At 66.6% G+C, this 13490-nt stretch carries 14 protein-coding genes; 2 read left to right on the forward strand and 12 right to left on the reverse strand.

Annotated elements, in window-relative coordinates; all coding sequences use genetic code 11:
• Positions 1-51: 51 nt before the first annotated feature.
• Positions 52-1134: an alkene reductase gene (locus J3E64_RS08220; RefSeq protein WP_253341916.1), complete on the forward strand. Its 1083-nt coding sequence runs from the start codon at positions 52-54 to the stop codon at positions 1132-1134.
• A 36-nt stretch (positions 1135-1170) separates the two neighbouring features.
• Here J3E64_RS08220 and ribH read toward each other — a convergent pair whose 3' ends face one another.
• The 9 genes from ribH to J3E64_RS08265 all read right to left on the reverse strand — a co-directional run bounded on the left by ribH (position 1171) and on the right by J3E64_RS08265 (position 11741).
• The gene (ribH, locus tag J3E64_RS08225) at positions 1171-1593 is read right to left on the reverse strand and encodes a 6,7-dimethyl-8-ribityllumazine synthase (protein ID WP_253341918.1); all 423 of its coding nucleotides are present in this window, start codon (positions 1591-1593) and stop codon (positions 1171-1173) included.
• A gap of 14 nt (positions 1594-1607) precedes the next feature.
• Positions 1608-2891, reverse strand: a complete 1284-nt coding sequence (ribB, locus tag J3E64_RS08230; protein ID WP_253341920.1) for a 3,4-dihydroxy-2-butanone-4-phosphate synthase — start codon at positions 2889-2891, stop codon at positions 1608-1610.
• 66 nt (positions 2892-2957) lie between these two features.
• Positions 2958-3572, reverse strand: a complete 615-nt coding sequence (locus J3E64_RS08235) for a riboflavin synthase (RefSeq protein ID WP_253341922.1) — start codon at positions 3570-3572, stop codon at positions 2958-2960.
• A gap of 44 nt (positions 3573-3616) precedes the next feature.
• A complete protein-coding gene (gene ribD, locus J3E64_RS08240) occupies positions 3617-4609 on the reverse strand; it encodes a bifunctional diaminohydroxyphosphoribosylaminopyrimidine deaminase/5-amino-6-(5-phosphoribosylamino)uracil reductase RibD (RefSeq protein ID WP_301287202.1) in 993 nt (330 codons plus the stop codon).
• On the reverse strand, positions 4606-5109 hold the full coding sequence (locus J3E64_RS08245; RefSeq protein ID WP_253341926.1) for a hypothetical protein: 504 nt from the start codon (positions 5107-5109) through the stop codon (positions 4606-4608). The genes ribD and J3E64_RS08245 overlap by 4 nt, the downstream gene beginning before the upstream one ends.
• Before the next feature lie 67 nt (positions 5110-5176).
• Positions 5177-5854 carry an energy transducer TonB gene (locus tag J3E64_RS08250; RefSeq protein WP_253341928.1) on the reverse strand — a complete coding sequence of 226 codons (678 nt, stop codon included), beginning with the start codon at positions 5852-5854 and terminating at the stop codon, positions 5177-5179.
• A gap of 117 nt (positions 5855-5971) precedes the next feature.
• Entirely contained in the window at positions 5972-7237 is a 1266-nt protein-coding gene (locus J3E64_RS08255) for a DUF445 domain-containing protein (protein ID WP_253341930.1), read from the reverse strand.
• A 58-nt stretch (positions 7238-7295) separates the two neighbouring features.
• A complete protein-coding gene (locus J3E64_RS08260) occupies positions 7296-10460 on the reverse strand; it encodes an efflux RND transporter permease subunit (protein WP_253341932.1) in 3165 nt (1054 codons plus the stop codon).
• A gap of 111 nt (positions 10461-10571) precedes the next feature.
• Positions 10572-11741, reverse strand: coding sequence for an efflux RND transporter periplasmic adaptor subunit (locus J3E64_RS08265; RefSeq protein ID WP_253341934.1), 1170 nt, complete (start codon positions 11739-11741; stop codon positions 10572-10574).
• A gap of 225 nt (positions 11742-11966) precedes the next feature.
• On the opposite strand from J3E64_RS08265, the gene J3E64_RS08270 reads away from it, so the two are divergent.
• Positions 11967-12215 (forward strand): GlsB/YeaQ/YmgE family stress response membrane protein, encoded by a 249-nt coding sequence (locus tag J3E64_RS08270; protein ID WP_253341936.1) that lies wholly within the window; start codon positions 11967-11969, stop codon positions 12213-12215.
• Positions 12216-12281: 66 nt separating this feature from the next.
• Here the strand turns inward: J3E64_RS08270 and J3E64_RS08275 are convergent, their stop codons facing one another.
• The 3 genes from J3E64_RS08275 to J3E64_RS08285 form a co-directional block, all read right to left on the reverse strand.
• Positions 12282-12536: a GlsB/YeaQ/YmgE family stress response membrane protein gene (locus J3E64_RS08275; RefSeq protein ID WP_253341938.1), complete on the reverse strand. Its 255-nt coding sequence runs from the start codon at positions 12534-12536 to the stop codon at positions 12282-12284.
• A 238-nt stretch (positions 12537-12774) separates the two neighbouring features.
• Entirely contained in the window at positions 12775-13074 is a 300-nt protein-coding gene (locus J3E64_RS08280; protein WP_253341940.1) for a DUF1153 domain-containing protein, read from the reverse strand.
• A 72-nt stretch (positions 13075-13146) separates the two neighbouring features.
• The gene (locus J3E64_RS08285) at positions 13147-13488 is read right to left on the reverse strand and encodes a hypothetical protein (protein WP_253341942.1); all 342 of its coding nucleotides are present in this window, start codon (positions 13486-13488) and stop codon (positions 13147-13149) included.
• Positions 13489-13490: the final 2 nt, after the last annotated feature.

The following is a 13490-nucleotide window of genomic DNA, read 5'->3' on the forward strand; positions in this document are numbered from 1 at the left end:
CGAACCAAGTCCCGTTGCAAATCGCAACTATGTTGGAAAGGGGAAATTGACGTGCCGACCCTGTTCGATCCCATCCAGTACGGCGCCCTGTCGGCGCCCAATCGCGTGGTCATGGCCCCGCTGACCCGGGCGCGGGCGACTCGCGCCCATGTCCCCACGCCGATCATGGCCGATTATTATCGCCAGCGCGCGGGCGCGGGCCTGATCATCAGCGAAGGCGTCGGCGTGTCGCAGCAGGGCATGGGCTGGCCCCATGCGGCGGGATTGTGGAACGAGGAGCAGGTCGAGGGATGGCGGGGCGTGACCGATGCGGTGCATCAGGCCGGCGGTCGCATCCTGGCCCAGCTCTGGCACATGGGCCGGCTGGTCCATTCGAGCGTGACCGGCGAGCAGCCCGTTGGGCCCAGCGCCCTGACCGCGCCCGGCCATGCCCACAGCTATGACGGCAACAAGCCCTATGAGCAGCCCCGCGCCCTGGGCCTGGACGAGTTGCCGGGGATCGCCGCGACCTTCGCGCAGGCCGCCCGCAACGCCATCGCCGCCGGGTTCGACGGCGTGCAGATCCACGGCGCCAACGGGTATCTGATCGACGAATTCCTGCGCGACGGCGCCAACCACCGCACCGATGCCTATGGCGGCAGCCCGGAAAATCGCGTCCGCCTGCTGCGGGAGGTCACGCAGGCGGTGGCGGGCGCGGTCGGCGCCGGGCGCACTGCGCTGCGCCTGTCGCTGAACGGCGCGTCCCAGGGCACCGACGACAGCGACCCCGCCAGCCTCTCGCTGGCCGTGGCGCAGGCACTGGAGCCGATCGGCATCGCGTTCCTGGAGTTGCGGGAACTCAAGCCCGGCGGCACGCGCGGGGCCAGCGACGTTCCGCGCCAGTCTCCGCTGATCCGCCAGCATTTCAGCGGCAAGCTGGTGCTGAACAGCGATTATGACGCGCAGAGCGCGCAGGCCGACCTTGCCAGCGGGCTGGCCGACGGGATCAGTTTCGGCCGGCCGTTCATCGGCAATCCGGACCTGGTCGACCGGCTGCGCACCGGCGCACCGCTGAACCCGGCGCGGGCCGACCTGTTCTACACGCAGGGCGCCGAAGGCTATACCGACTATCCGGCGGTTCAGGCGGCCGCTTGACGGAATGGAGGTTCCCGCAGGGGAGCCTCCCGACGATCAGGCGCCGAACTTTTCGCGCAGGGCCAGCATGGCGATAGCGGCCTTCGCCGCTTCGCCGCCCTTGTCCTTTTCGTCCATGCGCGCGCGGGTCAGTGCCTGCGCCTCATTTTCCACCGTCAGGATGCCGTTGCCGATGGCGATGCCGTCCATGCTGAGCGCCATCAGGCCGCGCGCGCTTTCGTTCGACACCACTTCGAAATGATAGGTTTCGCCGCGGATCACGACGCCGATCGCGACGAAACCGTCATAGCGGCCGCTTTCCGCCGCCAGCGCGATCGCACCGGGGATTTCCAGAGCACCCGGCACCGTCACGACGTCATATTTGTGGCCGCCGTCGTCGAGCGCCGCCTTGGCGCCTTCGATCAGCAGGTCGTTGAGACGCGTATAGAAGCGCGCCTCGACAATCAGGAATTTGGCCATGGCTTCGCGCTCCTTCAGGAATTGATCGCCCGGTGCCCAACCACGGCCAGGTCGTAGCCGTCAAGCGCGATCAGGCTGTGGTGGCTGTTGGTCAGCAAGACCATGTCATGCACGGCGAGGTCCGCCAGAATCTGTGCACCAACGCCATAGTCCCGCAATTCGTCCATGCCCGTGCCCGATTCGCCGGCATGATGCCGCAGCACCCGGGTCAGGAAATCATTCTGGGACGGCGTGGTCAGGATGACGATGATGCCAGCGCCCGCTTCCGCGATGATTTCCATGGACTTGGCCAGCAGCCCCGCGCGCGGGCTGTCATTGCCGTAGACATCGTCCATCAGCGACAATTGATGCATCCGCACCAGGGTCGGCTGGTCGGCGTCGATCTTGCCCTTTTGCAACACCATCTGTTCGCTGCGGGTCGCCTTGTTATAGAAGCTGATCGCCTTCCAGTCGCCGCCCCATTTGCTGTGGAATGTGGTCTCGGCCCGGCGTTCGACCATATGGTCGTGCCGGCGGCGATAGGCGATCAGGTCACGGATCGTGCCGATCTTCAGCTTGTGCTTCTGGGCGAAGGGAATGAGGTCGTCCAGTCGCGCCATCGTCCCGTCGTCCTTCATGATCTCGCAGATCACGCCCGAGGGATTGAGCCCCGCCAGCCGCGCCACGTCGACCGCCGCCTCGGTATGGCCGGTGCGCACCAGCACGCCGCCGTCGCGCGCCACCAGCGGGAACACATGCCCCGGCGTGACGATGTCGTCCTTCCCCTTCGACCCGTCGATCGCCACGGAGATGGTGCGCGCCCGGTCGGCGGCGGAAATGCCGGTGGTCACGCCATCGCGCGCCTCGATCGATACGGTGAAGGCGGTTTCGTGCCGCGTGCCGTTGTGCCGGCTCATCAGGTCGAGACCGAGCTGGTCGACACGGTCCTTCGTCAGCGCAAGGCAGATGAGGCCGCGCCCGTGCATCGCCATGAAATTGACCGCGTCCGGCGTCGCCATCTGCGCGGGGATGACCAGGTCGCCCTCATTTTCCCGGTCCTCGTCATCGACCAGTATGAACATGCGGCCGTTGCGGGCCTCGTTGATGATCTCTTCCGGGCTGGCGAGCGCGGTGCCGCCTTCGCGCTTGAGCAGATAGGCCTCCAGCTTGCCCAGCGTTTCGGCGGTCGGGTTCCAGTCGGCCTCGCCCAGCTTGCGCAGCGAATTGGCGTGCAGGCCGGCAGCGCGCGCCAGGCCGGATCGGGACATGCCGCCTTCGGTGACGAGATTGCGGACGGTATCAAGTAGCGCGGACGACATGGAACGACTCCTAACCCGGATAGTATGTCGCATATCACATCGTGATGTGATTAATTCAAGTAGAAATCACATTGTGCGGTTGCGAACAGCCTGCATCCGGTCGAGATAACGGGCCAGCACGTCGATCTCCAGATTGAAGGCCCGGCCTTCCGGCAACGCGTCCAGCGTCGTCGCGGCGGCGGTATGGGGGATGATGTTGAGCCCGAAATGCACGCTGCCGTCGGGCTGGTCCGCGACATGGTTCACCGTCAGGGAAATGCCGTCCACCGTGATCGAGCCCTTCGCGGCCAGCGCGGCGGCCAGCGCGGGCGGCGCCCCGATCACCAACCGCAGCGAATCGCCTTCGGGCGTCGCCGACACCAGCCGGCCGATGCCGTCGACATGGCCGGTCACGATATGCCCGCCCAGTTCGTCGCCCACCTTGAGCGCGCGTTCCAGGTTCAGCCGGTTGCCCTCGCTCCACAGGCCGGGCGCGGTGCGCGCGACCGTTTCGGCCGACAGGTCGACGGCGAACCAGTCCGCACCCTTTTCCACCACGGTCAGGCAGACGCCCGAGCAGGCGATCGACGCACCGATCGCCACGCCGTCCATCGCATAGGCGCAACCGATGACCAGCCGCAGGTCGCCGCGCTGATCGCGCGCCCGGATGGTGCCGATGTCGGTGATGATGCCGGTGAACATGCGCTGATCCGATCCTGTGCCAACAGCCCGAGTGGAGAGCGGACTTAGGCGCTCCGCGCCCGCTCGTAAACCTCCAGCCGGTCGATGCCCAGTTGTCGCGCGTCGGTCATCCGCCAGCGCCCGTGCGCATCCGCCAGCGCGCCGAGCCCGATGTCGCCGATCCCCGCCAGCCCCGCACCCACGATGATCGGTGCGCGATAGAGCAGCAGCCGGTCGACGAGGTCCGCGCGCAGGAACGCAGCGGCGACACCCGCCCCGCCTTCTATGAGCAGATGGTCGACCCGGTCGAGCGCGGCAATGTCCCGGGGCCGGCCGATCCGTTCCCAGCCGTCCGGCGCGACCCCGCCCGTCAGCACCAGGCGCCGAGGCGCGCGATCCTCCAGCCCCGGCAGCCGCACGTCGAGCCGGGGAGCGTCGGCGCGCAGGGTTCCGCCGCCCACCAGGATAGCGTCATGGCGGGCCCGCTCGACATGCGCATGGGCGCGGGCGTCCGGCCCGGTGATCCACCGGCTAGACCCGTCCGCGAGCGCGATGCGCCCGTCGAGCGACAGTCCGAGCTTGAGCGTGACATGGGGCCGACCCAGCGTCTGGCGCAGCACGAAACCGGCCATGGCGCGCGCCGCCTCACCGGCCATCAGGCCCATGTCGACCCGGATGCCGCGTTCCCGCAGCCACGCCGCGCCCTGCCCGTCGGTACGGGGATCGGGATCGCGCAGCGCGACCACGACGCGCGCCACGCCCGAGCGCGCCAGCAGGTCGGCGCAGCGCGGCCCGCGCGGGGACAGGTGGAAACAGGGTTCCAGCGTCACATAGGCGGTGGCGCCCCGGGCCTGGTCGATCGCCTGGTCGAGCGCCTGCGCCTCCGCATGGGGACGACCGCCCTTCTGCGTCCAGCCGCGCCCGACGACGCGGCCGTCCCGGACGATGAGGCATCCGACATTGGGATTGGGGGTGGAAAGGCCGCGTCCCCGCCCGGACAGGGCGATGGCGGCAGCCATGTACCGCCGGTCGTCGGCTGGAGACGGCACCGGGCTCAGGGCTTTGCCTCTCCCCTGTCCGCACCCTTTTCCTGCGCTTCCGCCCGGGCAAGGCGATCGTCCAGCATCGCGTCGATCTGCCTGACCGCTTCCTTGCGCCGCGCGGTGTTGCGCGCTTCCTCATCGCGCCATTCGATACCGAAGGCATCCGCCCAGCCCTGCATTTTCTTCTGCTGCTTTTCCAGCGCCGCCTCGCGCTTGGCGAAGTCGATCTTCTGCTGGAGGATGATGGCGGCGTCCGAACGGCTGGCGTCCCAGCTCTGGACATAGATGATCTTGTTACGGGTGGGCATGGTGTTGGTGTTCGCGTCGATCACGAACGTCCACACGATCACCCAGGTGAGCGCGACGGACAGGCCCAGGAGCGGCCATTTATGGCTGCGTTGCTGGCGGAAATAACTCCAGAAGTCGCCAAGCGCGCTTTTGGGAGAAACGGGACGGGGAAAGATCGCCATACCGCCCCTATAATCCAGTGCGGGCGCGGATGCAAAAGGCGCCATGCCACTCTCCGATGGCCAGAGGGAAAGGGTGCGCCCCGCCCCCGCGGAGCGGAGCGCGCGCGGGCCTCTACCGGTCCGTCAGGGTGAAACGGACCGTCAGCGTCTTCGTCGAGCCGACCGGCACGCCGTCGCGGGTGGCAGGACGGAATCGCCATTTGCGCAGCGCATGACGCTGGGTCGCCAGCCAGAAGCTTTCGTCCGTCGCCGAGATTTTGACGATGTCGGTGACCCGGCCTTCGGGACTGATCGTCACCCGCACCGTGACGGTGCCTTCCGTCCCCTGGCGGATCATGGTGCCGGGATAGTCGGGCTGGAAGCCGCCCATGGCGCGCGGGTCGATCGACGGTTCGGTCAGCACCGGTTCGCGCACGGGGGGCAGCGGCGGGGGCGGCGGAACGGGCGGGAATGGCTTGATGTCCCCCCCCGGGACGAGGTCGCCCGGGAACGAGGGCACGATCGGATCGGTTGCCGTCGGCCTTTCCGGCACAGAATCGCGCGGTGCCTGCGACGGCGTGTCCTGCGTTTCGGGCGGCTGCGGTTCGGGCGGCGGCGCCTGCGGTTCGGGCACGGCATAGGTGTCGAGCGGATCGGGTATGACCGTGTCGATCACCTCCTTGGGGATCAGCAGCCAGGCGCCGATGACCAGCGCGTGGACGGCGACCGTCGCACCGACGCCGACCGGCGACCGCCTGCCGCCCCGATAGCCTACCCCTGCACCCCTGCTCTCAATCGCATGTGACGACATGGCTCCACTCCTGGTCTATTGCGCGATTCGCGTCGCGCTATGTGATGTTACACCATGATATAATGATATGTTGCAACATGTTTTTTGGAGCGGCAGTCCTGCCGGGTCATCCGCCTGTCAGAGCAGCGTATCGAGCGTGTGGATGACGAGCCCGACGAGCCCGCCGACCAGGGTTCCGTTGATGCGGATATATTGCAGGTCGCGGCCGACCGCATGTTCCAGCTTGTGCGTGACCATGGCCGCGTCCCAGCCGCGCACCGTGTCGCTGACCAGTCGCACGATCGCATCGCCATAGGTTGCCGCGGCCCCGACGGCGGCGCGCCGGACGAAGCGGTTGATGACGTGGCGCAAGCCCGCCTCCTGTTGCAGGGTCGCGCCCAGCTGGCGGATCGCTTCCCCCAATTTGCCGGCCATGGCCTTGCCCGGATCGCGCGCGGCGCGCAGCAGGCCGGCGCGCGCCTGTTCCCACAGGCCGTCGATCCACCGCTGCATTGCCGGATTGTCCAGTATCTCGTCGCGGATCTGGGCCGCACGGGCCTGCATGTCGAGGTCGAACTGAAGATCCTGCGCCAGCTTCGCCATCCCCTCCTCCGCTTTCAGGCGCATGGGATGGTCCGGATCGGTCGCCATTTCCGACAGCATCTTGCGCAGGCCGCTAAGGATGGCGTTGGCCAGATTTTCGTCCAGCCCGGTCCAGCGCAGCACCTTGCCCGCGCGTTCATGCACCATCTGCCGGATCAGATGTTCGTTGGTTTCCAGCGTCCGGTCCGCCCATTGGATGATGCCGTCCATCACCGGTTTGTGGCGGCCGTCGCGCATGGCCGCTTCGATCGCCTGCCCGACCAGCGGACCGATATTGATGGCCCGCAAGCGCTGGCCGATCGCGCCCTTTACCATGCCGCCCAGCCGTTCCTGGTCCAGCGCCTCCAATATGTCGGCCGCCAGTCGCGACGCGCCTTCGCGCAGCCGGCCGTCGCCGCTGGCCGGGCTGGCGAGGAAGCGCCCCGCCGCGGCCGCGACGTCGATGTGACGCATCCGCCGCGCGACCACCGCGGGGGTGAGGAAATTATCGCGCAGGAACACCGCCAGCGTGTCCCCGATCCGGTCCTTGTTGCGGGGAATGATCGCGGTATGGGGGATCGGCAGCCCCAGCGGATGGCGGAACAGCGCCGTGACGGCGAACCAGTCGGCCAGGCCGCCGACCATCGCCGCTTCGGCGAAGGCCTGAACGAAAGCGACGGCGGGATGAAGATGAAGCGTGGCCCGCGCCAGGGCGAACAGCATCGCCATCGCCAGCAACATGCCGGTGGCCACCAGCCGCATCCGCCGGGCCGGATGCGGGGCGGGGTCGCCGATCGGGCGGAGCGCGGGCAGCCTGTTCATGACGGCATAACGGTTACGCCGCCGTTTCGTTCAGGCATAGCCGTTATCGGATGCGCGCCTATTCGGCCGGCTGCGCGCGCGGATCGGGTGCCGTGTCGCCGGATTTGTGCGTCAGCAACAGGCGCCTGAGCCGCGGACCGATCCATTCCTCTACACCCAGCGCCAGGCTGAAGGTCGCGGGTACGATCACAAGCGTCAGGGCGGTGGAAAGGATAAGGCCGCCGATCACGGTGATGCCCATCGGCGCGCGCCATGCGCCGTCGCCCGACAGCGCCAGCGCGGTCGGCACCATGCCCGCGACCATCGCCACCGTGGTCATGACGATCGGCTGCGCGCGCTTGTGCCCGGCGTCGATGATCGCTTCCAGCTTGGGCACGCCCTTTTCCATCTCCTCGAGCGCGAAGTCGATCACCAGGATGGAATTTTTGGCGACGATGCCCAGCAGCATCAGCAGGCCGATGAAGACCGGCAGCGACAGCGGCTGGCCGGACAGATGCAGGGCGACGGCACCGCCCAGCGGCGCCAGCAGCAGCGATCCCAGATTGACGAAGGGCGGGATCACCCGCTTGTAGAGCAGGACCAGCACCGCCAGCACGAGCATGATGCCCGACACCACGGCGATGGCGAAATTCACCAGCATTTCCGCCTGAAGCTTGCTTTCGCCAACGGTGATTTTCTGGATGCCCTGAAGCTGGCCCTCGTTGATCTGCTTCATCAGCGGCAGGGCGTTGATCTTCTTCATCGCTTCGCTGGTGACGATGCCGGGGGCCAGGTCCGCGCCCACGACGATGCGGCGAATCTGGTTGTAGCGACGGATCTGCGTCGGACCGGCGCCGAAGCTGATGTCGGCGACCACGCGTAGCGGCACGGACCCGCCCGAGACGGTGGGCACGGGCATGTTCTCGATGGTGGAGATGTCCTTGCGGCTGTCCTCTGCAACGGACACGCGGATCGGAATCTGGCGATCGGACAGCGAGAATTTGGCGACATTCTGATCGATGTCGCCGATCGTCGCGATGCGGATCGACTGGCTGAGCGCGGCGGTGGTCACACCCATGCTGGCGGCAAGATCCAGGCGCGGTTTTATGATGATTTCAGGTCGCTGCATGTCGCCCTGCACGCGCGGCGCGCGCAGTTCGGGAATGCGGGCCATTTCGGCCACGAGCTGATTGGCCACCGATTCCAGCTTCACCGGGTCGTCCGACCCGAACATCATGATGATGTCGCGGCCGAATCCGCCGCCGGACTGCGACTGGAAATTGACGCGGGCGTCGGCCACCGTCTGGAATTTGGGCGCGATCTTGCGTTCCCATTCGACCGAACTGAGCGGCCGATCCTTTTTCAGCGTGAGATAGATGTCGGCACTGGTCGGCTCGACGTCGGCGAACGCGGCCTCCACCACGTCGGTGTCGGCCGCCAGCATCGCCGCGACCTTGCGCGTCACGGTCGCCGTCTGCTCCAGCGTGCTGCCGGGCACCGTCTCGATCTTCACCTGGCTGAAATCGGTATTGATCGACGGCTGAAACGTCATCGGCAGCGTCGCGAAGGCGGCGATGGTGGCGAGAAACGCCACCACGCCCAGGCCGGCGGTCCAGATGCGATGGTCGAGGAACCAGGCGACCATGCGGTTGCGCAGTCCGCCCCGGGCGCGCCGCGCGATCGCGCGGCGCTGGTCCAGCGACCAGTGCAATATGCCCATGTAGCGATCCATCAGCCAGCCTTCGCCATGGCTTTCCTCACCATGGGCCTTCAGGAAATAGGCCGCGATCATCGGCGTGATCAGGCGGGCGACCGCGAGGCTCATCAGGACGGACACGACGACCGTCATCCCGAACTGGATGAAGAACTGGCCCGACATGCCGGGCATCAGCGCGACCGGCAGGAAGACCGCGACAATCGCCATGGTGGTCGCCAGCACGGCGAGGCCGATTTCGTCGGCCGCGTCGATCGACGCCTGATAGGCCGATTTGCCCATGCGCATGTGGCGCACGATATTCTCGATCTCCACGATCGCGTCGTCGACCAGCACGCCGGCCACCAGGCTGAGCGCCAGCAGCGAGATGGTGTTGAGCGTGAAGCCCATCATCTCCATGAACCAGAAGGACGGGATGGCGGACAGCGGGATCGCCAGCGCCGAAATCATCGTCGCCCGCCAGTCGCGCAGGAACAGGAACACGATGACGACGGCCAGCACCGCCCCCTCGATCATCGCCGCCATGGCGGAATGATATTGTTCCTTGGTGTAGTCGACGCTGGTGTAGAGCTGCTTGAACTGGACCTTGGGATTTTCCTTCTTCAGCTTTTCCAGCACCTTCATCGCATCGTCATAGACGGTGACGTCAGATGACCCCTTGGCCTTTTCCAGGCTGAAGCTGGTCACCTGCCGCCCGTTCATCAGGGCCAGGCTGCGCTGTTCGGCGTACATGTCGCGCACCTGGGCGAGGTCCGACAATTTGACCGTGCGCCGGCCGGAAATCGCGATCTGCGTCGCACCCAGGTCCAGCGCGTTCCGCGCATTGCCGAGCACGCGGATGGACTGTTCCGCGCCCGCGATTTCGGTACGGCCGCCAGCGGCGTTGAGGTTCACCTGCTGAAGTTGCGCATTCACCTGCGCCGCCGTCACGCCATAGGCCTGCAGCTTCGCGGGATCCAGGATGACGCGAATTTCGCGGCTCACGCCGCCGCCGCGATTGACCGCCGCCATGCCGCTGACCGACAGGAGCCGCTTTGCGACCGTATTGTCGACATACCAGGACAGTTCCTCCAGCGTCATGTCGGTGGCTTCGGCGCTGAAATAGGCAATCGGTCCGCCGTCGATGTCGATGCGGCTGACCTGCGGTTCCAGAATGCCCTCGGGCAGGTCGCTGCGTATCTGGTCCACGGCGTTCTTGACGTCGTTGACCGCCCGGTCGATCGGCGTGCCGATCTGGAACTGCACATTGGTCAGCGACCGCCCTTCGGAGGCGAAGGACACGATTTCGTCCACGCCGCTGATGCCGCGCACCGCCGCCTCAACCCGCTGGGTGATCTGCGTTTCCAGTTCGGTGGGCGCGGCGCCCGGCTGCAACACGACCACGTTCACCAGCGGGAAGCTGATATCCGGATTGTTGTTCACGTCCATCCGCATGAAACTGACCAGGCCCGCCATCAGCAGCGCCGCGAACAGCACCAGGGGCGTAACCGGATTGCGAATGGCCCAGGCGGAAATATTCCGGAAATTCATGACGGCTTCCTTGCCCGGACGCGGGGTGTCCGCGTCCCTTTCATCCTTGTCCAGGGCAGGGTCATCCCCGCCCGTCCGGCAGCGCGGCGCCCCTGTCCGCGCGCCGTCGCGTCACTGCTTCTTCAACGCCTCGGGCTTGACCTTCTGGCCCGGCGTCAGGAAGGCGCCGGCCGAGGTCACGATCTTTTCCTGGCCGGTGACGCCGCCGGTCATGGCAACCCCGGCATCGGACACCTGGCCCACGGTCACGTTCCGCCGTTCCACCTGATTGCTGGCATTGACGATATAGACGTAGCTGCCCTTGTCGTCGGTCTGGATCGCGGATTCGGGGAGCAGCGGCGCGTTGCCCGATCCGCTGGTGATCGTGGCCGAAGCAAAGCCGCCGGGGCGAATCGCCTTGTTATAGGGAATGGCAATGCGCGCGATGCCCTGACGGGATTGCGGATCGACCACGGGCGACACCTGCCACACCCGGCCGGCGAACGCCTGGTTGCTGCCGATCGGCGTCACCATCGCGCCATTGCCCGGACGCACGGTGGACAGATCGCTTTCGGCAACCTGCGCCTGCATTTCCATCTCGCCGCCCTTGGCCATGCGGAAAAGCGCGCTGCCGCCGGCCTGAACGATCTGGCCCGGCTCCACCGCGCGGGTCAGCACCAGTCCGGCCGCCGGCGCGCGTATGTCGAGCCGTCCCGTGCGCGCGCGCTGTTCGGCGAGCTGCGCCTGGGCGACACGAACGCGCGCTTCGGCCTGATCGCGGGTCGCGGTGCGCTGGTCGATGTCGGCGGCGCTGATGAAGCCACGGCTGACCAGCGCCTTCGCACGGTCGAGCTGCGCCTGCGCCAGCTTGGCGTCGGCACGGGCCACTTCGACCTGCGCGGCGAGCGAGCGCACCTGTTCGGTCTGCACCGACCGCTCCACCGACGCGAGGACCTGGCCCGCGCGCACCCAGTCGCCCGGTTGCACCAGCACGCGCGTCACCATGCCGCCTTCCCCGACCACGCCGACCGGCATGTCGACGCGGGCGGCGAGCGACCCCGTCGCGCTGACGGTGCGGGCGACGACCGATTGTCCGGGAACGGTGACGGTGACGACCGGCACCTGGACCGCAGGCCCCTGGCTTGCCGCCTTGTCGCCGCCGCGCATCGACACCCACACCGCGATCGCGACGAGCAGAATCGCAATGGCCGCGCCGATCAGCAGGCGGCGGCGCCCGCGGCGCGCATCCGTTTCGCCGATCACCATCACCGGGTCGCCCAAGACCTGGGTTTCATAGTTCATGCCGATTCCATCTGTGTTCCGGCGTTGCCGCCCTGCTGGCAACTGTGTTATATAAATATATCACCGCTCTCAAGTCCCAATATCATGGATGAAGGGCGAAGGGCAAAACGAATGTGCGCCGCAACGGGACAGGCACATGCACGCGCTGTTCCGATGAATATTGTCAAGGCGGAACGGTTATGGCGCAATGCCTCTGACGTGACATAGACGGTGGAGAATGGCGGGATGGACCTGTTGGGCTGGATCGCGATAGGGCTGCTGGCGGGCGCGCTGGCGAAACTGATCATGCCGGGGCGCGACCCGGGCGGTTGCGTGGTCACGATATTGCTGGGCATGGCGGGGGCCTTGCTTGCCGGTTTCCTCGGCCGTCTGGGCGGTTTCTACGCGCCGGGAGAGCGGGCCGGCTTCATCGCCGCGACGCTGGGCGCGGTCGCCATTCTGATGGCGTATCGGTCGCTGGCGGGCCGCCGCTGAAGGAAGGCACGAAAAAGGCCGCGCCCGGCAGGGCGCGGCCTTTTGATGATGGTTGGTCAGGCTGGTTTAGCGTACCGAACCGCGGCGAACCAGATTGACGATCGCCAGAAGGATGATCGCACCGACAAGCGACACGATGAAGCTGTACACGGTCAGACCTTCGTTGATCGAACCGCCGCTGAAGATCAGGCCGCCGACGAACGCGCCGATGATGCCAACCACGATGTTAAGCAGGATGCCCTGCTGCGCGTCGGTGCGCATGACCATGCTGGCAAGCCAGCCGATGATGCCGCCGACGATAAGCCACAAGATAATGCCCATGTTACTCTCCTCGAACCACGCCCCCAGCGGATTGGGTGATGGTTCAACGGAGGAAGTGCCAAGGCGTTCCATGGGCGAGAAATGATTCCACGGATGCAACTATCGGCGCACTGCGCCGTTGCGGCGCATGGCGCGGAGGGCATATCCCGCCGCGCAGCACGGCGGGCCGGACCCGGAATGCAAAAGGGCCGCCCTGTTAAGTGGCGGCCCCTGGCATGTCCCTGCGGCGTGCCGGACGTCAGTATTTCTGCTGTCGTTCGTACAGGGACTTATAATATTGGATACGCGTGACGCGCAGCCCGTGCATGCCGGAACGATCGACCGCCCTTTGCCATCCGGCAAATTCCTCGAGCGTCAGATTGTACCGGCCACAGGCTTCATCCACGGTCAGCAGTCCACCATTGACGGCCGCCACGACTTCGGCCTTGCGCCGCACGACCCAGCGGGTCGTGTCGGCAGGCGGCAGGCTGTCCAGGGTCAGAGGCTCCCCGAGCGGCCCGACGACCTGGGCGGGCCTGATTTTCTGGTTCTCGATCATTCTTACCCTCAAAAAGCGGCACTGGCCTTGTCGAACACAGTGTCGAATTCGGCCGCCTTCCCGTTATGCGCGTCAGCCCTGAACATCGGCTAAAGCGCCACGGTAAACGCGGCCTTCATCAACCTTGCCCCCACCTAAACGGGACGCCATGGACGGGTTGAAACTGCCCGTGCGTCCTACGGCCTCGATCACGCCGCCGGAACGTGGCGCAAAGATTTCCGCCAGTTCCTGGATCCAGTCACCCCCGCTATCCTGCCCCCGCAGGATGCCCGCCATCGCCCGTGCGGTCGGGCTGGCCGCCTGCTCCGCGGCCGTGGCCGCGCGCAGATAAGGCCAGACCGGAACGCGCGGCCGACCGATCGGCGTGGCGTGGGCGGGGTCAAGCCCGCCCTTCCGGAAGAAACTAAGGTCCATGA

Source organism: Sphingobium sp. OAS761 (assembly GCF_024168485.1).
Taxonomy (GTDB): domain Bacteria; phylum Pseudomonadota; class Alphaproteobacteria; order Sphingomonadales; family Sphingomonadaceae; genus Sphingobium.